General features: G+C 55.1%; 21 protein-coding genes. 13 read left to right on the forward strand and 8 right to left on the reverse strand.

The annotated features are described in order from the left end of the window. Nucleotides 1–219: 219 nt before the first annotated feature. Complete coding sequence (ssb1, locus tag B9Y90_RS11370; RefSeq protein WP_008455813.1) at nucleotides 220–750, forward strand: single-stranded DNA-binding protein SSB1; 531 nt, start codon at nucleotides 220–222, stop codon at nucleotides 748–750. Nucleotides 751–869: 119 nt separating this feature from the next. Then, entirely contained in the window at nucleotides 870–1,487 is a 618-nt protein-coding gene (locus B9Y90_RS11375; RefSeq protein ID WP_085541288.1) for a hypothetical protein, read from the forward strand. A gap of 14 nt (nucleotides 1,488–1,501) precedes the next feature. Here the strand turns inward: B9Y90_RS11375 and B9Y90_RS11380 are convergent, their stop codons facing one another. Next, nucleotides 1,502–2,449, reverse strand: coding sequence for a LysR family transcriptional regulator (locus tag B9Y90_RS11380; RefSeq protein ID WP_085541289.1), 948 nt, complete (start codon nucleotides 2,447–2,449; stop codon nucleotides 1,502–1,504). Between the two features lie 144 nt (nucleotides 2,450–2,593). Between B9Y90_RS11380 and B9Y90_RS11385 the strand changes: the two genes are divergently transcribed. Next, nucleotides 2,594–3,529 carry an aromatic alcohol reductase gene (locus tag B9Y90_RS11385; RefSeq protein WP_085541290.1) on the forward strand — a complete coding sequence of 312 codons (936 nt, stop codon included), beginning with the start codon at nucleotides 2,594–2,596 and terminating at the stop codon, nucleotides 3,527–3,529. Between the two features lie 19 nt (nucleotides 3,530–3,548). Next, nucleotides 3,549–4,553 carry an alpha/beta hydrolase gene (locus B9Y90_RS11390; RefSeq protein WP_085541291.1) on the forward strand — a complete coding sequence of 335 codons (1,005 nt, stop codon included), beginning with the start codon at nucleotides 3,549–3,551 and terminating at the stop codon, nucleotides 4,551–4,553. A 50-nt stretch (nucleotides 4,554–4,603) separates the two neighbouring features. Here B9Y90_RS11390 and B9Y90_RS11395 read toward each other — a convergent pair whose 3' ends face one another. From B9Y90_RS11395 to B9Y90_RS11405, 3 genes are all read right to left on the reverse strand, one after another. Then, nucleotides 4,604–6,076, reverse strand: a complete 1,473-nt coding sequence (locus tag B9Y90_RS11395; RefSeq protein ID WP_085541292.1) for a pyridoxal phosphate-dependent decarboxylase family protein — start codon at nucleotides 6,074–6,076, stop codon at nucleotides 4,604–4,606. Between the two features lie 14 nt (nucleotides 6,077–6,090). Continuing rightward, nucleotides 6,091–7,476: a diaminobutyrate--2-oxoglutarate transaminase gene (locus B9Y90_RS11400; protein WP_008455804.1), complete on the reverse strand. Its 1,386-nt coding sequence runs from the start codon at nucleotides 7,474–7,476 to the stop codon at nucleotides 6,091–6,093. A gap of 408 nt (nucleotides 7,477–7,884) precedes the next feature. Continuing rightward, nucleotides 7,885–8,751: a LysR substrate-binding domain-containing protein gene (locus B9Y90_RS11405; protein ID WP_085541293.1), complete on the reverse strand. Its 867-nt coding sequence runs from the start codon at nucleotides 8,749–8,751 to the stop codon at nucleotides 7,885–7,887. A gap of 103 nt (nucleotides 8,752–8,854) precedes the next feature. Between B9Y90_RS11405 and B9Y90_RS11410 the strand changes: the two genes are divergently transcribed. The 4 genes from B9Y90_RS11410 to modA all read left to right on the forward strand — a co-directional run bounded on the left by B9Y90_RS11410 (nucleotide 8,855) and on the right by modA (nucleotide 11,411). Further along, nucleotides 8,855–9,187 carry a carboxymuconolactone decarboxylase family protein gene (locus B9Y90_RS11410; RefSeq protein WP_085541294.1) on the forward strand — a complete coding sequence of 111 codons (333 nt, stop codon included), beginning with the start codon at nucleotides 8,855–8,857 and terminating at the stop codon, nucleotides 9,185–9,187. Continuing rightward, entirely contained in the window at nucleotides 9,188–9,574 is a 387-nt protein-coding gene (locus B9Y90_RS11415; protein WP_085541295.1) for a tautomerase family protein, read from the forward strand. It begins immediately after the preceding gene. A gap of 80 nt (nucleotides 9,575–9,654) precedes the next feature. Further along, nucleotides 9,655–10,707 (forward strand): ABC transporter substrate-binding protein, encoded by a 1,053-nt coding sequence (locus B9Y90_RS11420; protein ID WP_085541296.1) that lies wholly within the window; start codon nucleotides 9,655–9,657, stop codon nucleotides 10,705–10,707. After that, nucleotides 10,707–11,411 carry a molybdate ABC transporter substrate-binding protein gene (modA, locus tag B9Y90_RS11425; protein ID WP_085541297.1) on the forward strand — a complete coding sequence of 235 codons (705 nt, stop codon included), beginning with the start codon at nucleotides 10,707–10,709 and terminating at the stop codon, nucleotides 11,409–11,411. Before B9Y90_RS11420 ends, modA begins: the two co-directional genes overlap by 1 nt. A 50-nt stretch (nucleotides 11,412–11,461) precedes the next feature. Here modA and B9Y90_RS11430 read toward each other — a convergent pair whose 3' ends face one another. Beyond that, complete coding sequence (locus B9Y90_RS11430; RefSeq protein WP_008455794.1) at nucleotides 11,462–11,743, reverse strand: YjcB family protein; 282 nt, start codon at nucleotides 11,741–11,743, stop codon at nucleotides 11,462–11,464. A gap of 441 nt (nucleotides 11,744–12,184) precedes the next feature. Here B9Y90_RS11430 and B9Y90_RS11435 point away from each other — a divergent pair, with 441 nt between their 5' ends. After that, nucleotides 12,185–13,792, forward strand: coding sequence for an EAL domain-containing protein (locus B9Y90_RS11435; RefSeq protein ID WP_039289368.1), 1,608 nt, complete (start codon nucleotides 12,185–12,187; stop codon nucleotides 13,790–13,792). Here B9Y90_RS11435 and B9Y90_RS11440 read toward each other — a convergent pair. Continuing rightward, nucleotides 13,766–14,431 (reverse strand): alpha/beta hydrolase family protein, encoded by a 666-nt coding sequence (locus B9Y90_RS11440; protein ID WP_085541298.1) that lies wholly within the window; start codon nucleotides 14,429–14,431, stop codon nucleotides 13,766–13,768. The genes B9Y90_RS11435 and B9Y90_RS11440 overlap by 27 nt on opposite strands. A gap of 20 nt (nucleotides 14,432–14,451) precedes the next feature. Then, nucleotides 14,452–14,775, reverse strand: coding sequence for a superoxide response transcriptional regulator SoxS (gene soxS / locus B9Y90_RS11445; RefSeq protein ID WP_038476622.1), 324 nt, complete (start codon nucleotides 14,773–14,775; stop codon nucleotides 14,452–14,454). An 80-nt stretch (nucleotides 14,776–14,855) separates the two neighbouring features. Here soxS and soxR point away from each other — a divergent pair, with 80 nt between their 5' ends. The 4 genes from soxR (at nucleotide 14,856) to B9Y90_RS11465 (ending at nucleotide 19,947) form a co-directional block, all read left to right on the forward strand. After that, complete coding sequence (soxR, locus tag B9Y90_RS11450; protein WP_039289371.1) at nucleotides 14,856–15,311, forward strand: redox-sensitive transcriptional activator SoxR; 456 nt, start codon at nucleotides 14,856–14,858, stop codon at nucleotides 15,309–15,311. Between the two features lie 477 nt (nucleotides 15,312–15,788). Next, nucleotides 15,789–16,457 (forward strand): glutathione S-transferase family protein, encoded by a 669-nt coding sequence (locus tag B9Y90_RS11455; RefSeq protein WP_085541299.1) that lies wholly within the window; start codon nucleotides 15,789–15,791, stop codon nucleotides 16,455–16,457. 344 nt (nucleotides 16,458–16,801) lie between these two features. Continuing rightward, complete coding sequence (ghxP, locus tag B9Y90_RS11460; RefSeq protein ID WP_039289375.1) at nucleotides 16,802–18,151, forward strand: guanine/hypoxanthine transporter GhxP; 1,350 nt, start codon at nucleotides 16,802–16,804, stop codon at nucleotides 18,149–18,151. A gap of 149 nt (nucleotides 18,152–18,300) precedes the next feature. Further along, complete coding sequence (locus B9Y90_RS11465) at nucleotides 18,301–19,947, forward strand: Na+/H+ antiporter (RefSeq protein WP_039289377.1); 1,647 nt, start codon at nucleotides 18,301–18,303, stop codon at nucleotides 19,945–19,947. Between the two features lie 5 nt (nucleotides 19,948–19,952). On the opposite strand, the gene B9Y90_RS11470 is transcribed toward B9Y90_RS11465, so the two are convergent. Next, nucleotides 19,953–20,852 carry a LysR family transcriptional regulator gene (locus B9Y90_RS11470; RefSeq protein WP_039289380.1) on the reverse strand — a complete coding sequence of 300 codons (900 nt, stop codon included), beginning with the start codon at nucleotides 20,850–20,852 and terminating at the stop codon, nucleotides 19,953–19,955. Between the last annotated feature and the right edge of the window lie 40 nt (nucleotides 20,853–20,892).

A 20,892-nucleotide genomic window follows, 5' to 3' on the forward strand; every position in this document is an offset into this window, starting at 1 on the left:
TAATGACTGCATGCGCCTGGTATGTATAGAGGTACAACCGATGGCCAGAAACGGCTAATTATGACACAATAAAACCTGAATGAATATCCAGTGTTTTAATGAAACGAGCTATACTTAGCCGACATTCTGGAATGTCCCTCGCAGCTATAAACATTGTGGGTGGCATAGTGTAGAATCCCCGGTTTAGACTATTTAAAAAACGTTTCAGGAGATACGAACATGGCCAGCAGAGGCGTAAACAAGGTGATTCTCGTCGGGAATCTGGGTCAGGACCCGGAAGTACGCTATATGCCAAATGGGGGCGCTGTCGCCAACATTACACTGGCCACGTCAGAGTCCTGGCGTGATAAGCAAACCGGCGAAACCAAAGAAAAAACCGAGTGGCACCGCGTTGTGCTGTTCGGAAAACTGGCCGAAGTTGCCGGTGAATACCTGCGTAAAGGCTCTCAGGTTTACATCGAGGGCGCACTGCAAACCCGTAAATGGACTGACCAGGCTGGCGTAGAAAAATACACTACCGAAGTCGTGGTTAACGTGGGCGGCACCATGCAGATGCTCGGCGGCCGTCAGGGCGGCGGCGCACCGGCTGGCGGCAACGGCGGCCAGCAGCAGGGCGGTTGGGGTCAGCCTCAGCAACCTCAGGGTGGCAACCAGTTCAGCGGCGGCGCGCAGTCTCGCCCGCAGCAGCAGAGCGCACCGGCGCCATCTAACGAACCGCCAATGGATTTCGACGACGATATCCCGTTCTGATCCCCTCAGGGTGTAACTCTGTACGTGACGAACAAATAAAACCCTGCCTCGCAGGGTTTTTTTCTATTATGGCGGCATGATATCAGCCGGACAGGCGACCCTCGGATAAGGAAGATACCGTGGCATTTTTAGGTTTTGTGAGTGAGCGAGAGTCTCAGAGTTGGGCCGACGCCACGTCCTGGCTGCCTTCGTTTAGCTTTTATGAAAAGCATCTCTCCCCGCCCATTGAGGGTACGCCTGAAGCCATTATTCAGGCCGTCCTGGCGCTGAATATGGAAGACGATCCGGTGATCCGCCGGCTACTCCGTTTACGACAACTTCCTCGCCGCCTGCGCCGGGCCTTGTTTAAGTCAGAAAGCGCTGAACCGGCCGACTCATTCGGGTTTGGCTCTTTCACTCTGCTTCATCAAAGCAGCCACGAAGTCTCTTTCGGTTTGGCCGGGCGTTTCTGGCGGCCGTTGCTTGACGTCGAGTCTCTGAAAGATGCCGGAGCTTTCCAGCGTTTTGCTGATTTACGCGCGGCTAAACTGGTTCTGCGCTTTGATGTCCGGCCAGAGAACGATGGCACGGCGGTATTACGCACCGAAACCTTCGTCTATTGCCCAACGCCGCGCGTGAAAGCCCTGTTCGCGCTCTATTGGGGACTCATTCGCCCGGCCAGCGGCTGGATCAGGCGGCGCACGTTACTCGGCATCCAGCGAAAGCTGGCGGCCGTTTTGCCAGGCAGCCAGCAGTAAGAACAACATCGCGGTCAAATCTCTTCGCGGTGGAAAGTATCCCGCCAATATTCGCTGGTGTGTGAATGAGAAATTGTGCCGAGCACTTCCTTGCTCCAGTCATAAAACGCTCTCACCGCCGGGGAAACATGGCGGCTTTGCGGGTAAACCAGAAACAGCGGCATATCGACGGCGTACTTCTCCAGGCAGGAAATTAACGTGCCAGTGGATAGATAGGAATTTACCAGGTAGCTGGCCACACGAATTAAACCTATTCCCTGAAGGCCGGCCTGAATATAGGCGTCGGTATCATCAACAACCAGCGTTTCTTGCATCCGTATGGCGACATCGCTGCCTTGTTGGTTAAAACGCCATTCAGTTGTGCGCCCGCTGGCGTGGGAGAGGTAGCCTACTGCGTGATGATGTTGCAAATCCTCTAAGGTCAACGGTGTTCCGTGCTGAGATATGTATTGCCCGGAAGCCAGCACTGACCACCTGAAACGTGCGATCTGTCGGGCGACAAGCGTGGTGGAATCTTCCACCGTGCCTGTCCGGATAACGCAGTCAAATCCCTCCTGCACTAAATCCGTGACCCGATCGCTGGAGCAAAGCACCAGATCCAGTTCAGGATAGCGCGTCATAAAGCTCTGTATTTCCGGCAAAATGCAATGCCGGGCCAGCGACTGCGGCATACCAATCTTAAAGCGGCCTCGCGGCAGCCCGGCTCTTCCTGGGAAGGAGGATTCCAGGGCGGCAATATCACCGAGGATTTTTTTACATTCGGCGTAATAGTTCTGGCCGTCGGCCGTGACGCTTAATTTTCTCGTCGTACGCTGAAGAAGCTGTACCGCCAGAGAGTTTTCAAGATCTTTAATCATGCGGGAGACGGTTGATCTCGGCAGTCCAAGTAGCTCCGAGGCTCGGGCGAAACTTTGTGTTTCAACCACGTGGCGGTAGACCCGCATGGCTTCCAGTTTATCCATTGAATCCTCCATCTGTTCGCCGAGATTGTGCCAATTCTGCGAATAGTCTAACCCAGTCAGGACGGCTTATTGCTCGCTAATCACTTCGGTAGACTCTGCAATGATGTAGCAATTCAGCTGCAAGTAAAGCGTCGGGAGAGTGATATGGTTATCAATGCTGAAAAGACTGGTGAAAAGATATTGGTGCTGGGTGTGGGACAGTTGGGGGCGGCAATTCTGGAGGCGCTGCAGCCAGCCGTCTTGGGTTCAGGCAGGACGATAACCGCCAGCGTGTCGCCGGGATCGCTGAACGAGCACGGGCGGCCGGTTTCGCCACGTCATCAAAGGTATGCCGACGTCGGGATCGATTTTATCGCTCTGGATATCGCGGCCAGCGAGAGCGACGCTTTGGTGCCGCTGTTCCAGCAATTCGATACCGTCATCAACTGCATGGGGTTTGTTGCAGGCGAAGGTACGCAGCTTAAAATTACCCGTGCAGTGATTCAGGCAGGTGTCAGCCGCTATTTCCCGTGGCAGTTTGGCGTTGATTACGATGTGGTGGGCAAAGGCAGTGGGCAGCCGGTCTGGGATGAGCAGCACGATGTCAGAACGTTGCTGCGAAGTCAGAGCGTGACCGAATGGGTGATTGTCTCCACCGGAATGTTCACCAGCTTCCTGTTTGAACCTGCGTTTGATGTGGTCAACCTGGAGAAGCAAACCATCAACGCGCTGGGTGGCTGGGATACTCAAGTTACGGTTACTTCACCGGAAGATATCGGCCGGCTCACTGCAGCTATTTATCTTGAACAGCCTCGCGTGGCGAACCAGGTGGTGTTTATCGCCAGCGAAACGCTTACCTATGGCAGACTGGCAGAGATTGTCGAGCGCACCAGTGGCAAACCCTTTAGCAAAGCGGTTTTGAACCTGCCGGACTTACAGGCCGCGCTTAGCCGCCATCCGGATGACGTTATGCTGCGCTATCGTACCGCTTTTGCACGCGGCGAAGGTGTCTGGTGGCCGATGGAAAAAACCTATAACGTCAGCAAAAAAATCCCGGTTCAGGATGTGGCGCATTGGTTGCAGTTGCATCTGAAAGCATAAATTAATCACAGGTCAGGCAATGACAGACAAAATTGATGGCGTTCTGCGCCCCGGGCACGTAATCCCGTTCCCTTGCTCTATTAGCGATGAGGCGCAGGCCGCTCTGCGCCGCCAGGTTGATGAGCATGGCGTGCCCCACAATGCGCGCTTTGCGATGCCATCCCACACCGATGGCGAAGCCTGGAAGCAGATTCAGGCCACTTCGGCGGCCTGGTATGCGGCAGCGATGAAATCCCGGCCAGCGAGCGGCGAGTCGGAACCACAAACGCTGCACATTGAGCAGGCTACGGTGCATATTGCCACGCCAGGCGCGCTGTCTTCAGAGCATCACGTTCTGGTGGATCTTCACGGCGGGGCGTTTACCTTTGGCGGTGGCGAGGCCTGCAAGGCCAGTGCCAGCACCCAGGCTGGGCAGTATGGGCTTCGTTGTTATAGCGTCGATTACCGCATGCCGCCTGAGCATCCTTATCCGGCCGCGCTGGATGATTGCCTGGCCACATACCGTTACCTGCTGGAGCGCTATGCCCCGGAAAATATCGTGATTGCCGGGCGTTCGGCGGGCGGTAATCTGGCCGCTGCGATGGTGCTGCGGGCGCGCGATGAAGGGTTGCCGTTGCCGGGCGCGTTAGTGCTGTTGTCCCCGGAGGCAGACCTGACCGAGTCCGGCGACAGTTTCCAGGTGAACCAGCTTGTGGACGTGGTGCTGCCGGGGTCATTGAGGGAAAACAACCTGCTTTATGCCGCAGGCACTGAGTTAACGCATCCTTATCTTTCGCCGCTGTTTGGCGATTTTACCCGTGGTTTCCCGGCAACATTGATTCAAAGCGGTACGCGGGATTTATTCCTGTCGAATGCGGTGAGGCTGCATCGGGTGTTGAGAAAGGCGAACGTCGAAGCCGAGCTGCACGTCTTTGAGGCGATGCCGCACGGTGGATTTATGGGGGCGCCTGAAGACAAAGAGCTGGTTGAAGAAGTGGCGAAATTTATTCGTCGACAGCTCAGGCTGGAGAACTCAAAGCAATAAAAAAGCCGGTGGCGAAGGATCGCGACCGGCTTTTATTCATTACGCTAACATTACGCGTTCAGCAGCGGCTCTGCAGTTTTCTCCACCAGCGCCAGCAGGACTTTGACATCCTCCAGGGTGACGGTTGGGTTCAGCAGGGTCAGCTTCAGGCAGGTCACGCCGTTATGCTCGGTCACGCCAACGTTCGCGCGGCCAGATTCCAGCAGCGCATCACCGATTTTCTGGTTCAGCAGCGCGATTTCCGCATCGCTGCGGCCAGCCAGGCTTGCAGGGCGGAAGCGGAACAGCACGCTCGCCAGCTGAGGCTGCATCACCAGCTCCAGAGCAGCGTGGTCAGCCACATAGGCCGCCACATTCTTCGCCATGGTCACGCCGTGATCGATGATTTCAGCGTACTGCTTCTGGCCCAGCGCTTCGAGGCCCATCCACAGCTTCAGTGCGTCAAAGCGGCGGGTGGTCTGCAGCGACTTGGACACCAGGTTCGGTACGCCTTGCTCTTCGTCGAACTCGGAGTTCAGGTAGGCCGCCTGGTAGCGCATCAGCTCGTAGTGGCGAGCATCTTTCAGCAGGAACGCGCCGCAACTGATGGTCTGGAAGAACTGCTTGTGGAAGTCCAGGGTAACGGAATCCACCAGCTCCAGGCCGTTCAGGTAGTCGCGATACTTCTCGGACAGCAGCAGTGCGCCGCCCCAGGCTGCATCAACGTGGACCCAAATCTGGTGCTCTGCGGCCAGCTTCGCGATGTCGCTCAGCGGGTCGATAGCGCCTGCATCTGTAGTACCGGCAGTGGCGACGATAGCCATGATCTGCTCGCCGTTCGCTTTCGCCAGTGCGATTTTAGCCGCCAGGTCGGTGACGTCCATGCGGGCAAACTCATCGGTTTTCACCAGCGTGACTGACTGATAGCCCATGCCCATCAGCGCCATGTTTTTCTGCACGGAGAAGTGGGCATTTTCAGAGCACAACACTCTGATTTTGCGGATATCACCGGTCAGACCGTCCTGCTGGACAGAGTGGCCCTGACGCGCAAAGTAAGCGTCACGCGCCAGCATCAGGCCCATCAGGTTGCTCTGAGTCCCGCCGCTGGTGAACACGCCCGCATCGCCAGGCTGGTAACCGACCTGAGCGCGCAGCCATTCGATCAGCTTCATCTCAATGATGGTCGCCGACGGGCTTTGGTCCCAGGAGTCCATGCTCTGGTTGGTGGCGTTGATCAGCACTTCTGCGGCCTGGCTAACCACCAGGCTTGGGCAGTGCAGGTGCGCTACGCACTGCGGGTGATGCACCAGCAGGCTGTCTTTTAAGAAATACTCAATCGCGCGTTCAATCGCGACCTGGTTGCCCAGGCCCTGAGGATTGAAGTCGAGCTGAATACGTTCTTTCAGCTCGGCGACGGTTTTGCCCTGGTACATCTGGGGCTGCTGCAGCCACTCCACTACGGCCTGGCTGGTCTGGGCGATCGCCTGCTGGTATTCCTCAATGCTCTGGGCAGAGGAGGCCAGAATCGGGTTAGATCGGGACATATTTATTACTCCAGTCAGACAGCTTTTGCGCCAGCGGCTAACAAGGCTTTTTCAAATTTACTCAGGAAGATTTCCAGCTCGTCGTCGCTGATCAGCAGGGACGGCAGCAGGCGCAGCACGCAGCCGTTACGGCCACCGCGCTCCAGAATCAGGCCCGCTTCGAAGCATTTTTTCTGGATCAGGGCAGACAGCGCGCCGTCGGCCGGGTAGCAACCCATGTGATCTTGTGCTTCTTCTGGCTTCACGATCTCAATGCCGAGCATCAGGCCCAGGCCGCGAACGTGGCCGATAGCCGGGTAGCGTTTCTGCAGATCGTACAGTTTGCCTTTCAGCCATTCGCCCTGAGCGGCAACTTTGTCAGCGACTTTGTTGTCTTTCAGGTACTTCAGGGTGGTCAGGCCGGTCGCCATCGCCAGCTGGTTGCCGCGGAAGGTGCCGGTGTGGTGACCTGGTTCCCAGGCATCGATCTCTTTTCTCAGGCCCAGTACGGCCAGCGGCAGACCGCCGCCAACGGCTTTGGACATCACGATGATGTCTGGCTCAATGCCAGCGTGTTCGTAGGCGAACAGCTTGCCGGTACGGGCAAAACCAGCCTGAACTTCATCGATGATCAGCACGATGCCGTGCTCTTTGGTCACTTTGCGGATGCGCTGCAGCCACTCGGCAGGAGCCGGGTTCACGCCGCCTTCGCCCTGAACGGCTTCGAGGATCACGGCCGCAGGTTTGCGCACGCCGCTTTCAACGTCGTTGATCAGGTTGTCGAAGTAATAGGTCAGCGCTTTCACGCCCGCGTCGCCGCCAATGCCCAGCGGGCAACGGTATTCGTGCGGGTATGGCAGGAACTGTACTTCCGGCATCAGGCCGTTGATGGCCGCTTTCGGAGACAGGTTGCCGGTCACGGACAGCGCGCCGTGGGTCATCCCGTGGTAGCCGCCGGAGAAGCTGATTACGCCGCTGCGGCCGGTGTGTTTCTTAGCCAGCTTGATAGCGGCTTCTACTGCGTCCGCGCCGGATGGGCCGCAGAACTGCAGGCAGTACTCTTTACCCTGGCTCGGCAGTAAAGAGAGCAGGTATTCTGAGAACTCGTCTTTTAACGGCGTAGTCAGATCCAAAGTATGTAACGGCAAGCCGCTGGTAATGACGTTTTGGATGCTTTGCAGGATGTCAGGGTGGTTGTGGCCAAGCGCCAACGTGCCCGCACCGGCCAGACAGTCAAGGTAACGGTTACCTTCAACGTCGATGATCCAGGCGCCCTGGGCTTTGGCTATAGCGAACGGTAATTTGCGCGGGTAACTTCTGACATTCGATTCGAATTCAGCCTGTCGTGCCAAATAGGTTTCGTTGGTAGCGTTTGCAGATTTTGCATCTAAAGTATCAATACGGACTTTATCCGTCATCATATCTCTCCTACAACCGTCGGCATGAGCGCAGCGGCTGAATTAAGTAAACAATACTCGTCATGCTTCAAGTTGAAACTCGAATTATCCAGAGTATAGGTATGGGTTAGGGTGCATAAAACGCCGCCAATATATGGCTTTTTACCCCCCCACTCAATCATTTATTTTTTTCGATTTTTTTAATTTAAAATCAATGGATTGAAGACTCTTTTGCCGGGTATCCAGACATCCGATCTCTCAACTATTGGCAATGGCAGGAAAAAAAGCCCCCTGAAAGGCCTAAATTTGCGTATTAAAACGGTCTGGACAGACCAGATTCTGGGGGTTAGAAATAATTAACAACAAAAAATTACCCTGGGACATTGATTGGCAACAGGGGTTGCATTTTTTACCCGCAAACCTGGCGCTGGTTCAGCTTCCGCGGCAAAAAACGCCCACCTGTTTTTCAATAATGTCTGCCAGGTAATCCCGAATCGGGTTAGGTTCAGATGACGCTCGTGGCAGACAAATGCCTAATGAAGGGAGAGCGGGAAGCGTCTGGATCACCGGGAGATCGGCTGGTTTTCCTACCTGCGTTCTTGGCGTCACGCCTAATCCTGCTCGTGCAGCTGCCCAAAGGCCGTTCAGACTGCTGCTGGTAAAGGCTATTCGCCAGGGGATCCCTGCACAATCCAGGGCCTCAATGGCGTGACGGCGTAAAATGCAGGGAGCATCAAAAACCACTAAAGGCAGCGGCTGCCCATTGGCGAGGCATGTCTCTACCTGCTCGGGAATGCCCATCCAGTGCAGCGGGATTTTGCCTATCTCATTCTCCACGAAAGCCGATGGCGTTTGCCAGAGTAAGGCCAAATCCAGCTGGGAATGATTGAGGGCAGATTCCAGCTCTGCGTTTCGTGCGATGCGTGCTTCAAGAATGACGGCGGGGTGGGCGCGACTAAATGACCCAAGAACGTCGGTTAACAGGCCTTCACCAAAATCCTCCTGAAACCCTACCCGTAAGAGCCCACTCAGCGGCGTGTCGGCCACCGCAGCCATTGCGGCATCATTCAGCTCCAGCAGGCGTTTCGCATAACTCAACACAATTTCGCCTGTCGGCGTCAGCGCCAGGCCCCGGCCTGATTTTTTGACGACCGGCGTTCCGACCTGCTCTTCCAGTTTCTTCAACTGGGCGCTGACCGCTGAGGTTGATCGCCCCAGCCGGTCAGCTGCCCGGGCAAAGCTGCCGAGTGCCATGCCGGTAACAAAAGTGCGGAGAACGTCGAGATCTAAATTTGTCATGATTATTGTCCTGAAAATCAGGATTGTTGGTTAAAAAATATCTGATTTTTAGAATGATACTCAATGAGTATGCTCAGGTTGTCAACAACAGTCAGGAGGCTTCATGGGCGAAACATCACACGACATTCAGCGGGTTTTGAGCCGGGCGCCAAAGCTCGCCAGTATGAGCAACGACTTGTTATTCCTGGATATCTGGGAAAGACCGGAACTGAATAAACGCGATCGCAGCCTGATCACCGTGGCGGCGCTGCTGGCGCTGTACAGACTTGAACAGCTGCCGATTCATCTCGATTTAGCGCGCCAAAATGGCGTCAGCGATGAGGAGTTAAGCGAGCTGATTACCCATCTGGCTTTTTATGCGGGCTGGCCTGCCGCCCACAGCGCGCTAAAGGTGCTGGATAAGCTGATCGTCGGAAGCCGTCGGGAGGAGCAATAAATGCCGGTACTTCATGTCACCTTATTAAAAGGAAAAACGGAGGCCTGGCTGGCGGCGGTTTCATCCAGCATACAGCGGGCGCTGGTGGAGGCATTTGATGTACCGGAGGCGGATTTTTTTCAGGTTTTTCACGAGCAAGCTAAATCTGCGCTGCGGTTTGATCGTCACTATATGGCGGGACCCCGCAGCGATGACTGGCTTCTGATTGAAATAACGGCCGGTAAGCCGCGCAGTATTGAGACGAAGCAACGTTTTTACCGGGTCATTACCGAGCAACTTGCCGAGTCACCGGGCATTCATCCCAATGACGTTATGGTCGTCATTCGACATAATAATGCTGAGGACTGGTCGTTTGGTGGGGGCAAGGCGAGTTTGCTCCCGGAGTAAGATCTACCCCTTAAAATCGCTGGGCGCGGGGGAGTCATCGCTGTATATTTTTATACACAACGATCATGAGGACTCCCGCCGTGAACCGATTTACCCGCCGCCTGACGCTGGGCGCACTATTAGTACTTTCCCCGCTCGCCGCGCTGGCGAACCGCACGCTCACCGACCAGCTTGGCCGCCAGGTCACGATCCCCGACGAGGTTGATCGTGTCGTGGTACTTCAGCATCAAACGCTCAACCTGCTGGTGCAAATGAACGCCACCGACAAAATGGTCGGCATTCTGGCGAACTGGAAGCAGCAGCTTGGCAGCGGCTACGCGCGTCTGGCGCCGGAGCTTGAGCACAAAGCTCAACTGGGCGATTTAACCAGCGTGGACACCGAAAAGCTGGTGGCGCTGCACCCTCAGGTGGTGTTCGTCACCAACTATGCGCCGCAGGAGATGATCGACAGCATTAGCAAACTTGGCATCCCGGTTATCGCGATCTCGCTGCGCCACGACGCACCGGGCGAGCAGGGCAAGCTGAACCCGTCGATGCAGGACGAAGAGCAAGCCTACAATCTCGGCCTGAAAGAAGGCATCGAGCTGATTGGCGAAGTCGTCAATAAAGAGAAGCAGGCCAAAGCGCTGATCGACGCCACTTTTGCCGAGCGCAAGCTGGTCAGCGACCGCCTGAAAGACATTCCGGCAAGCCAGCGGGTGCGGGCTTATATGGCCAACCCTGACCTGACCACCTACGGTTCCGGAAAATATACCGGCCTGATGATGGCCCATGCGGGAGCGCTGAACGTGGCGGCGTCGACCGTGAAAGGCTTCAAGCAGGTATCGATGGAACAGGTGATCGCCTGGGATCCGCAGGTGATCTTCGTGCAGGATCGTTACCCTAAAGTGGTGGATGAGATCGTCAGCAGACCCGAGTGGCAACCGATCGACGCGGTGAAAAACCATCAGGTCTGGCTGATGCCGGAATACGCCAAAGCCTGGGGCTACCCGATGCCGGAAGCGATGGCGATTGGCGAGCTGTGGATGGCGAAAAAACTGTATCCCGCCAGATTCAAAGACATCGATATGAAGAAAGTGGCCGACAGCTGGTATCAGCGTTTTTACCGCACCCATTATGAAGGCGTAGAGTAATGAGTTTGCAGATCCTGGCGGCCGGAAGCCTGCGGCGGGTCTGGCAGCCGCTTATGGCGACGTTTGAGCAGGAAACTGGCCTGCTGACTGAGACGCAGTTTGGGCCTGCGGGCCTGCTGAGGGCGCGTATAGAAGCCGGTGAAAACTGTTCGCTGTTTGCGTCGGCGAATATGGCGCACCCGCACACGTTGCTGGAGCAGGGCAAAGCGCGGGCGGTTCAGCGGTTTGCCGGGAACGCCCTTTGCCTGACGGCGGCGGCGTACTGCGTTGAGGAGCAAAGTACCTGGCTAACGCTATTGAGCAATCCAGCCTTACGCATTGGCACGTCCACGCCGGGCAGCGATCCGTCCGGGGATTATACCTGGCAGTTCTTTGCCAGATTTGAAGCTGAATTTGGCATCGCCCTGCAGCCGCGAGCCTTAGCTCTGGTTGGCGGGCCAGACACGCAGGCCGTGCCCGACGGCAGGCTTGCGGCGCAGTGGCTTATTGCCAGCGGCCAGGCCGATCTGATGATTGGCTACCGAAGCTATTCCGCAGCACTGAAAGCTCACCGTGAACTGCGGGTGTTCGAGATCCCGACGCCCTACAATATTCAGGCCGATTATGGGCTGGCGGTGTGCGACGAACGGGCAGAGCCGCTGCGGGCGTTCCTGGTCTCGGATGCTGCGCGGCAAATACTGCGCGATTACGGCTTTGTCGTCTGAAAGTAAAAAACCGCCGATGAAGGCGGTTTTTTTGAATGCTTCTCAGCCTGTTAAGGCATCATCGTCGGCCATTCGGGCGGCATTCTGGCGATGATCTCGACCAGCCCCGTTTTAAACGACGCCCAGATAATCGGGAAGTCGCCGAGCGTCAGACCCAATAAACCCATGGCAAACCAGCAGGATGCCGCAATTCCCAGCCCGCTGCTGATTATGGCTAAAGCCCGGTAATCCGAGCGGCGAAACTGAATATTCAGGCTGCTTGCCAAAAACATCAAAACCGCGCTAAGCAGCGGCCAGCGTATGAGCATCACGCCGGTGGTGATTGTTGCCATGAACCTTGTTCCTCAAAATCTGCAATTTATTTTTCTGTTGCACTGATAATGTGAAGTCTATCACTTTTGTGCGTTTAATCACCAGCATTGTGATGGTTTTTTGCACGGATTTGAGGCCAGGTTGGCGGGGTTTTTTAGGGAAACCGGGACGTGGATGGCGTGAACATTTTGTTTATCTGACGTTTACCACAATTTCGTTTAAATAATCATTCCCTGCTGCCTTAACCCCAGAAAAACTCATATTAACGCGGTGGGTTAAATCTTAAGCTAAACGGCATCCCGGTTTCTCTTATCTCATTGTTGCGCAAATTAATTTCCGCAGAGTTAACGGCTGAAGGCTATTGCTAAAGCGGGCTTTATGATGCAACGTAATCGGCGGTCATCAGGTTGTTCTAATAAAGTATAAAAACAGGCGCATAAAAGCAGAGACGTGTGAGCATCATGGTGAAACGGATTTATCTTAAGGCGTTGCGTACCTCAGGTTTTGTCCTGATCGTTTGCCTGCCGATAATGTTGGCAATTTATTTTGCCCATGTTCGCGCCATGAGTGATACCCAGCAGCACCTGCACTCTTTTGGCAAACTGGTGATGGAAAAAACGGAAATCGTCATCAGCCACGTCAATGAAGCGCGCAGCGAGGCGGAACGTTTTTCTGGAGAAATATGCAGTCCCCGACACATGGCAAATATGCTGGATATTGTGCGCGGTAAACTTTTTGTCGCCGATTTAATTTACGTCAGCGGCGATAAGCTGCTGTGTTCGACCAGCTACAAGCCGTTAAAACCTCTGCCAGCGCCGCTCCCTTCTTATACCCGTAAACCGGACGTCGCCATTTATTATTATCTGGATACGCCGTTTTATGCCGGGCATAAAATGACCTACATGCAGCGTGGGCATTATATGGCGGTGATTAATCCGCTCACCTGGTCAGAAGTTTTATCCGAAGATGACTCGCTGATTTATGGCGTCTACGACACCGTTACCCGCAGCTTTTTCTCTTTAAGTCCGGGGGCCGACAGCGACCTGCTGCACCATTTCATTCTGCGTAAAGAGAAAGCGTTTACCGAAGACAATCGTTTTTATGCTGTTGACCAGTCGGCTAAAAGACCGATTGCGGTGATTGTTTCCACGTCAGAAACCCTGTTTAACCGCCAATGGTATCACCAGCTGACGTTGACGCTTCCGTTAGGCGTTATTTGCAGCCTGCTGATATTAATTATGTGGTCCAGAACCCGCCAGCAGTTAAATTCCCCGCGGCGGATGCTTTTAAGAGCGTTGACCAGAAAACAACTCAAACTTCACTACCAGCCGATTATTGATATTCAGAACGGTTATTGCGTAGGTGCGGAAGCACTGCTGCGGTGGGTGAATTTTAACGGGCAAACCATCAGCCCAGGAACGTTTATTCCGCTGGCAGAATCTGAAGGCCTGATTCACAAAATATCGGACTATGTAGTTGATGCCGTATTTAAAGATTTTGGTGAGTTTCTTGCCGACCATCCTGGGCTTTATATTTCGATTAATCTTTCGGCATCTGACTTTCACTCTTCACGCTTAATCACCGTACTTTCAGAACGGATTAAAACCTACAACATTCGTCCGGGGCAGATAAAAATCGAAGTGACCGAGCGAGGGTTTATTGACGTTGAAAAAACCAGGCCGTTTATCCAGGAGTTCCGCAACGCAGGCTTTAAAGTTGCCATCGATGACTTTGGCACCGGGTATTCGAATCTGCACAACCTGCAGTATCTGAACGTCGATATTTTAAAAATCGACAAAAGCTTTATTGATTCCCTCGCCAGCGAGCGGGCCAGCCATTTGCTGGTGGAACACATCATTGAAATTGCCCACAGCCTGAATTTAACGACGATTGCCGAAGGAGTTGAAACCGAAGCGCAGGTGGCGTGGCTGGTGGATCACGGCGTGGAGTATTGCCAGGGCTGGTATTTTGCGAAGGCGCTGCCTCCGCAAGAGTTTATTGCCTGGCTGTACACGCCAGGCGGGATCCCCGTTCGCAAGGCTTCAGTGGCTCGCGATCCACTGCTTTAAAGGAACGACCCATTCCGGGTTAGGGCGGAAAAATGCCCCGTGCTGCTGGCCGGTAGCAATTTTTATCTCTTTATAATGAGTAATCCCCGGACTGTGGTTCACAATCGTCTGGCAGGAACCCACTTCATCCGAGGCTTCATAAATGGAGAGCACGTTCCCGTACAGGCGATTGCGGGCGTCATCCTGAATGGAATGTGTACATCCCGCCAGAATGGCAACGTTGAGTGCCTTATTCTGCAGTTTGCTTGCCGCCAGAATGGTAATTTCGCCGCCGCGTGAGAAACCGACAAGCGTAATATTCTTAGCCGGGACGCCTTTTGCAATCAGCGTGTTCACGTCTTGCTTTAGCTTTTCGGCATATTGATCTGGCTGAGTATCTTTGGCTCTGTGATAAGCAATCAGGTTGTAGCCATCATCGCTGAGTTTCTCTTTCACCGCCGGGAAATCGTAAACGCCCCACTGCGGCTTATTTGGATTACTCGGCCGATCAACATTTCCCTCTAACACTTTCCCGTGCGTATAAAAAACGTATTTCTGCTTCGGGTTAACGCTGTCCGGGAACGCGGTATAAATGGTTGCCGCCTGAGCGGCCATTGAGGCAAGTCCGATGGCCAAAATGGCGAAACTTAACTTTCTCACTCCAACTCCTGTTGGTTTTCTTAGGCCTGATGGCGGTAATCCGTTGGCGTACGGTCAAACTCACGGCGGAACACGCGGGAGAAGGTTTGCTGCGAAACATACCCGTAGTCCATCGCGATATCAAAAATAGGGCGCTGGGTGGTACGCAGCGCCGTGGCAGCCATCAGCAGGCGGCGCTGGCGGATATAGTCACCCAGCGTTTGGTGCATGACGGTGCGGAACATACGCTGCAAATACCACTTTGAATAACCTGATTTTTTCGCCACCACGTCGATGTTCAGCGGCTGGTCAATATGTTCATCAATCCATTCAGTCAACGTATAAATGATGTCCTGGTGAGCCATGAGTCGTCCTCATTTCCGGGTTAGCTAGTTTCATTGCCAGGGAGTATAATTCCTCAAGTTAACTTGAGGTAAAGAGCATTATGGAAAAGAAATTACCCCGAATAAAAACGCTGTTAACGCCCGGTGAAGTGGCGAAGCGCAGCGGCGTGGCCGTCTCCGCGCTTCACTTTTACGAAAGCAAAGGTCTGATCAAAAGTACGAGAAATGCAGGTAATCAGCGGCGTTATCAGCGTGATGTGCTGCGAACGGTGGCGATAATAAAAATTGCGCAGCGCATTGGCATTCCGCTGAGCACCGTCGGGGATGCGTTTGGCGTCCTGCCCGACGGCCATTCGATCAACAAAAATGACTGGAAGAAACTGTCGTCGCAATGGCGCGAAGAGCTGAACCACCGCATTGCCACGCTGACCGCATTGCGTGACGAACTGAATGGCTGCATTGGCTGTGGCTGTTTATCGGGGGCGGAATGCCCGCTGCGTAACCCGGGAGATAAGCTGGGCGAGCAGGGCACTGGCGCAAGGCTGCTGGAAGATTGAAAATGTGTACCGCATAAAAAACTAAAGCGCCACAAGGGCGCTCAAGACTGCTAACAAAGAGGGAAAAAGCGTGGTTTTTCCCTCTTTGTTGTTATTAGCCGAAAATCAACGAATTGATTTTCCAGGTTTATTAATGATGTTCTCTGTAGCTTCATTGCTCAACAGGAATCATCTGTTGCCACATAAAACTAAAGCGCCACAAGGGCGCTTTAGTTGTTTTCCGGTCTTTGTCTTTCGCTCTATCCCGTTCTGACAGGAGGGTTTCCCCCGACGTCGGCACCCCTCGATAACGCTTACACATACCTACGTACATACTTCACTGACTTTGGAGGTTCCGGTCTGCACCGACAATTTAAGTGTAGATCTGCCCCTTCACTTTGCAAGGTCAATTGTTCTTTTTTTGTTCATTTTTTTGACATGTGATACGTGTACGGCTTTCCTATAGTTATTCCATTTGGCTAAACAGAGGGTTACCTCATGCTAACGGTGCATCACCTCAATAACTCCCGTTCCCAGCGTGTACTTTGGATGCTGGAAGAACTGGCGCAGCCCTATCAGATTGTGCGTTATCAGCGGGAACCCACCATGCTTGCCCCGGAAGCGCTAAAAAAAATCCATCCGCTGGGTAAATCCCCGGTGGTGGAAGATAACGGCCATATTCTGGCGGAATCAGGTGCCATTCTTGAGTACCTGCAGGAAACCTACGACGGCGAAAATCGCCTGAAGCCGCAGGAGATTAACGACAAAATCCAGTATCGCTTTTGGCTGCATTACGCCGAAGGGTCGCTGATGCCGCTGCTGTTAATGAAGCTGGTGTTTGGCAGCCTCGGTAAAGCACCTGTGCCCTGGCCGCTGCGCCCGGTGGGCAAGGCGCTGGGGCAGGGCGTGCAGAAAGCCTGGTTGAATAAGCAACTCAGCACCCATGCCCGTTTTATCGAGGATCACCTGAGCCAGCACCCGTGGTTCGCCGGGCAGCAGTTTAGCGCGGCAGATATTCAGATGAGTTTCCCGGTGGCCGCGCTGCTGGCGAGAGGGGAAGTCAACAACATGCCGCACACCCAGGCGTGGATGAAAAACGTGCAAACGCGCCCCGCCTGGCTGCGAGCGTTAAATCAAGGCGGCCCTTTTGAGATCCCAGGGGCGTGATCGCCGCAGAAGCAAAGCGAGAGAAAATTAGCCCAACTTTTTGCGTTTTTGTTGCGAAATTGCGCATTGACGATAACGTTTGCGCACCGTAAGGCGATTAATTCATCAGCTGAGCATATTTTCCGCGAAAATCGCAAAAGTTAAGTTGAAAATCCCGCCATGAAGGCTGGATAATCGTTTGCCTTAATTCTGTAACACCGATTTGTCCGTGTGGAGTTAAACGATTGCTTTTTTGTGACACCCCTTTGTCACAATCGTAGCGCAGGGAGACAACGTTTAACTGGCAGCGGGTTGTCCACCACCCGGGCAAACGTCATTCTAAAAATCTCAGGGGATTTTTCACTATGTCTACACCTTCTCCGCGCGCCGGCGGTTCGCTCGACGCCTGGTTCAAAATCTCTGCACGCGGCAGCACCGTGCGTCAGGAAGTTGTCGCCGGTCTGACAACCTTCCTTGCTATGGTTTACTCCGTGATCGTTGTGCCGGGAATGCTCGGCAAAGCCGGGTTCCCACCGGCGGCGGTCTTTGTGGCTACCTGCCTGGTGGCGGGCGTGGGCTCCATCGTGATGGGGCTGTGGGCGAACTTGCCGCTGGCCATCGGCTGCGCTATCTCGCTGACCGCCTTCACCGCCTTTAGCCTGGTGCTCGGCCAGCACATCAGCGTGCCGGTCGCCCTTGGCGCGGTATTCCTGATGGGCGTTCTGTTCACCATTATCTCTGCCACCGGCATTCGTAGCTGGATTTTGCGCAATCTGCCGATGGGCGTGGCGCACGGCACCGGGATTGGTATCGGCCTGTTCCTGCTGCTGATTGCCGCGAACGGCGTCGGCCTGGTGATTAAAAACCCGCTGGACGGGCTGCCGGTTGCGCTGGGTCATTTCGCCAGCTTCCCGGTGATCATGTCGCTGATTGGCCTGGCGGTGATCATTGGTCTGGAAAAACTGAAGGTGCCGGGCGGCATTCTGCTGACCATTATCGGCGTGTCCATCGTCGGCCTGATCTTCGACCCGAACGTGCATTTCTCCGGCGTTTTCGCCATGCCGTCGCTGAGTGATGACAAAGGCAACTCGCTGATTGGCAGCCTGGATATCATGGGCGCACTGAACCCGATCATTCTGCCAAGCGTGCTGGCGCTGGTGATGACCGCCGTGTTTGACGCCACTGGCACTATCCGCGCGGTAGCCGGTCAGGCGAACCTGCTGGACAAAGACGGCCAGATTATCGACGGCGGCAAAGCGTTGACCACCGACTCCCTGAGCAGCGTGTTCTCCGGCCTGGTGGGTGCTGCTCCGGCAGCGGTTTACATCGAATCTGCAGCGGGCACCGCAGCAGGCGGCAAAACCGGCCTGACAGCCATCACCGTTGGCGTGCTGTTCCTGCTGATCCTGTTCCTGTCGCCGCTCTCTTACTTGGTACCGGCCTACGCCACGGCACCTGCGCTGATGTATGTTGGCCTGCTGATGCTGAGCAACGTCGCCAAAATCGACTTTGCGGACTTCGTGGATGCGATGGCCGGGCTGATTACCGCGGTATTCATCGTGCTGACCTGCAACATCGTGACCGGCATCATGATCGGCTTTGCTTCTCTGGTGATTGGCCGCGTAGTGTCCGGCGAATGGCGCAAGCTGAACATCGGCACCGTGGTGATTGCCGTTGCGCTGGTGGCGTTCTACGCTGGCGGCTGGGCTATCTGATTTTCAATTCGTGCGGGTTGCGCTCTGTAACCCGCCGCTTTCACCCACTTCGGGCATTTCCGGTTCCAATGTGATGCAAAAAGTTGTTTTATTATAAAAACAACCGCTAAGAGTGACGCTTCAAATCACACATCACGTTCAGGGAAAACATGGAAATTTTCTTCACAATCTTGATTATGACCCTCGTGGTCTCCCTCTCTGGGGTGGTAACACGTATGTTGCCGTTTCAGATCCCACTGCCGTTAATGCAAATTGCCATCGGGGCGCTGCTTGCCTGGCCGCACTTTGGCTTACACGTTGAATTCGACCCTGAGCTGTTCCTGGTGCTGTTCATTCCGCCGCTGCTGTTTGCCGACGGTTGGAAAACGCCCACCCACGAATTTCTCCATCATGGCCGGGAAATTATTGGCCTGGCGCTGGTGCTGGTGCTGGTCACCGTGGTCGGCATCGGCTTCCTGATTTACTTCCTGGTACCGGGCATTCCGCTGGTGCCTGCCTTTGCGCTGGCTGCCGTACTGTCACCGACGGATGCCGTGGCGCTGTCCGGGATTGTCGGCGAAGGGCGGATTCCGAAGAAGATCATGGGGATATTGCAGGGTGAAGCGTTGATGAACGACGCCTCCGGCCTGGTGTCCCTGAAGCTTGCTGTGGCGGTCGCCGTTGGGGCGATGGCCTTTAGCGTCGGCGGCGCTTCGCTTGAGTTCTTCAAAGTGGCCGTGGGCGGCCTGCTGGCGGGGATTGCGGTCAGCTGGCTGTACGGCAAATCGCTGCGCCTGATGAGCCGCTGGAGCGGCGACGAACCCGCCACCCAAATCCTGCTGCTTCTTCTGTTGCCGTTCGCCTCTTACCTGATTGCTGAACACATCGGGGTTTCCGGCATTCTGGCGGCGGTAGCCGCAGGGATGACCATTACCCGTTCCGGCGTGTTGCGTAGCGCCCCGCTGACCATGCGCCTGCGCGCGAACAGCGTCTGGGCGATGCTGGAGTTTGTGTTCAACGGCATGGTCTTCCTGCTGTTGGGCCTGCAGTTGCCGGGTATTCTCGAAACCTCCGTTGCTGCGGCCAATGCCGATCCTAACGTGGAACTGTGGATGCTGTTCCTCGACGTGGCGATGATTTATTTCGCCCTGATTGCGGTGCGCTTCCTGTGGCTGTGGTCGATGAAGCGCCTCAGCCTGCGCTTTTTGAAAAAGCGCCCTCTGGAATTTGGCTCCTTCACCACCCGCGAACTGGGCATTGCTTCTTTCGCTGGCGTGCGCGGGGCCATCACCCTGGCTGGTGTGCTTTCCATTCCGCTGTTGCTGAACGACGGCACGCCTTTCCCGGCGCGCTATGAGCTGATTTTCCTCTCCGCAGGCGTGATCCTGTTCTCGCTGTTTGCCGGGGTCATCATGCTGCCTATTCTGCTGCGAAACGTTGAGGTTGGGGATAAGTCTCTGTCGCGCAAAGAGGAGCGGCTGGCCCGGTCCGCCACGGCTGAAGTGGCGATTGTCGCTATCCAGAAAATGGAAGAGCGCCTGGCCGCAGACAGCGAAGAGAATATCGACGACCAGCTGTTGAAAGAGGTGAGTTCGCGGGTTATCGGAAATTTACGTCGCCGTGCAGACGGGCGAAATGACGTTGAAAGCAGCGAGCTGGAAGAGAATCTTGAGCGCCGCTTCCGCCTGACGGCACTGCGTTCCGAGCGCGCTGAGCTATACCATCTGCGCGCCACCCAGCAAATCAGCAACGAGACCCTGCAAAAACTCCTGCACGATCTCGACCTGCTGGAAGCGCTGCTGATCGAGAAAGAGTAATCCCGCTAGTTCTGGCCGGTTTCCACTGCCGGCCAGAACTCTCTGCAGCAATCAATCCACGCCTGTGCGCTCTGCGAAATATAAACCCCTTCACGCCAAATCATCCCTAACTGCCAGCTCAGATTGCTGTTCAGCGGCAGCCACATCAGCGTGGTGTGGTCAAGCTTGCGGCAAATTGGCTCCGGCAGCACGGCAATTCCCACGCCGCCCTGAACCATCGCCGCCAGGAAATCCCACTGCCCGCTGCGCACCGCAATGCGCGGGGTAAAACCGTTATCGGCAAACAGCTGCATCAACTGGCGGCTAAGGGAGAAATCTTCGTTGTAGATAAGCAGCGGGTGCTCGGCCAGTTCTGCAGGATCAACGCTGGTGCGGCCAATCCACGGGCCGGAGCGGGGCACTAATACACACAGCGGATGGCGGAACAGCGGCATCACCGTCAACGCACCTTCGTCTTCTACGGGGATAGCCGTCACCGCCAAATCGAGATCGCCATTAAGCACCGCTTGCTGCACCGTCAGGCCGCCGAACTCGGAAATCTTAAACTCCACGCCGGGGTAGCGGTGCTGATACACACCGATTGGGCCGGTCATCAGCGTGCCGACCATGGGCGGAATGCCGAGGCGCAGCACGCCGTTGGTGAGCTGCTTGATGTCGCTCAGTTCGGCCTCAAGCTGGCGAAACTCGGCGAGGATGGCCAGCCCGCGCTGAAACACCACCTGGCCGGTGTCGGTCAGCAGCAGACGGCGGCCGTCGCGGATCAGCAGCGTGCAGTTCAGCTCATCCTCGAGGTTGCGCAGCATTTTGCTGATGGTGGGCTGCGTGACGAACATCTTCTCCGCCGCCCGGGTGAAGCTCTGCTGGCGGACGACTTCAACGAAATAACGCAGCGTTCTGATGTCCATAACTATTCCTGTTGACTATACCTGCAATGATTTTAATTCA

The organism is Cedecea sp. NFIX57 (assembly GCF_900177785.1).
Taxonomy (GTDB): domain Bacteria; phylum Pseudomonadota; class Gammaproteobacteria; order Enterobacterales; family Enterobacteriaceae; genus Cedecea; species Cedecea neteri_C.

Coding starts and splice junctions, on each gene's coding strand:
- soxS (WP_038476622.1), bottom strand. CDS start 14,775: ATGGCTCACCAGGACATCATTTATACGTTGACTGAATGGATTGATGAA.
- B9Y90_RS11395 (WP_085541292.1), bottom strand. CDS start 6,076: ATGTCCCGATCTAACCCGATTCTGGCCTCCTCTGCCCAGAGCATTGAG.
- soxR (WP_039289371.1), top strand. CDS start 14,856: ATGGAAAAGAAATTACCCCGAATAAAAACGCTGTTAACGCCCGGTGAA.
- modA (WP_085541297.1), top strand. CDS start 10,707: ATGAGTTTGCAGATCCTGGCGGCCGGAAGCCTGCGGCGGGTCTGGCAG.
- B9Y90_RS11390 (WP_085541291.1), top strand. CDS start 3,549: ATGACAGACAAAATTGATGGCGTTCTGCGCCCCGGGCACGTAATCCCG.
- B9Y90_RS11470 (WP_039289380.1), bottom strand. CDS start 20,852: ATGGACATCAGAACGCTGCGTTATTTCGTTGAAGTCGTCCGCCAGCAG.
- B9Y90_RS11430 (WP_008455794.1), bottom strand. CDS start 11,743: ATGGCAACAATCACCACCGGCGTGATGCTCATACGCTGGCCGCTGCTT.
- B9Y90_RS11415 (WP_085541295.1), top strand. CDS start 9,188: ATGCCGGTACTTCATGTCACCTTATTAAAAGGAAAAACGGAGGCCTGG.
- B9Y90_RS11465 (WP_039289377.1), top strand. CDS start 18,301: ATGGAAATTTTCTTCACAATCTTGATTATGACCCTCGTGGTCTCCCTC.
- B9Y90_RS11385 (WP_085541290.1), top strand. CDS start 2,594: ATGGTTATCAATGCTGAAAAGACTGGTGAAAAGATATTGGTGCTGGGT.
- ssb1 (WP_008455813.1), top strand. CDS start 220: ATGGCCAGCAGAGGCGTAAACAAGGTGATTCTCGTCGGGAATCTGGGT.
- ghxP (WP_039289375.1), top strand. CDS start 16,802: ATGTCTACACCTTCTCCGCGCGCCGGCGGTTCGCTCGACGCCTGGTTC.
- B9Y90_RS11405 (WP_085541293.1), bottom strand. CDS start 8,751: ATGACAAATTTAGATCTCGACGTTCTCCGCACTTTTGTTACCGGCATG.
- B9Y90_RS11455 (WP_085541299.1), top strand. CDS start 15,789: ATGCTAACGGTGCATCACCTCAATAACTCCCGTTCCCAGCGTGTACTT.
- B9Y90_RS11435 (WP_039289368.1), top strand. CDS start 12,185: ATGGTGAAACGGATTTATCTTAAGGCGTTGCGTACCTCAGGTTTTGTC.
- B9Y90_RS11410 (WP_085541294.1), top strand. CDS start 8,855: ATGGGCGAAACATCACACGACATTCAGCGGGTTTTGAGCCGGGCGCCA.
- B9Y90_RS11400 (WP_008455804.1), bottom strand. CDS start 7,476: ATGATGACGGATAAAGTCCGTATTGATACTTTAGATGCAAAATCTGCA.
- B9Y90_RS11380 (WP_085541289.1), bottom strand. CDS start 2,449: ATGGATAAACTGGAAGCCATGCGGGTCTACCGCCACGTGGTTGAAACA.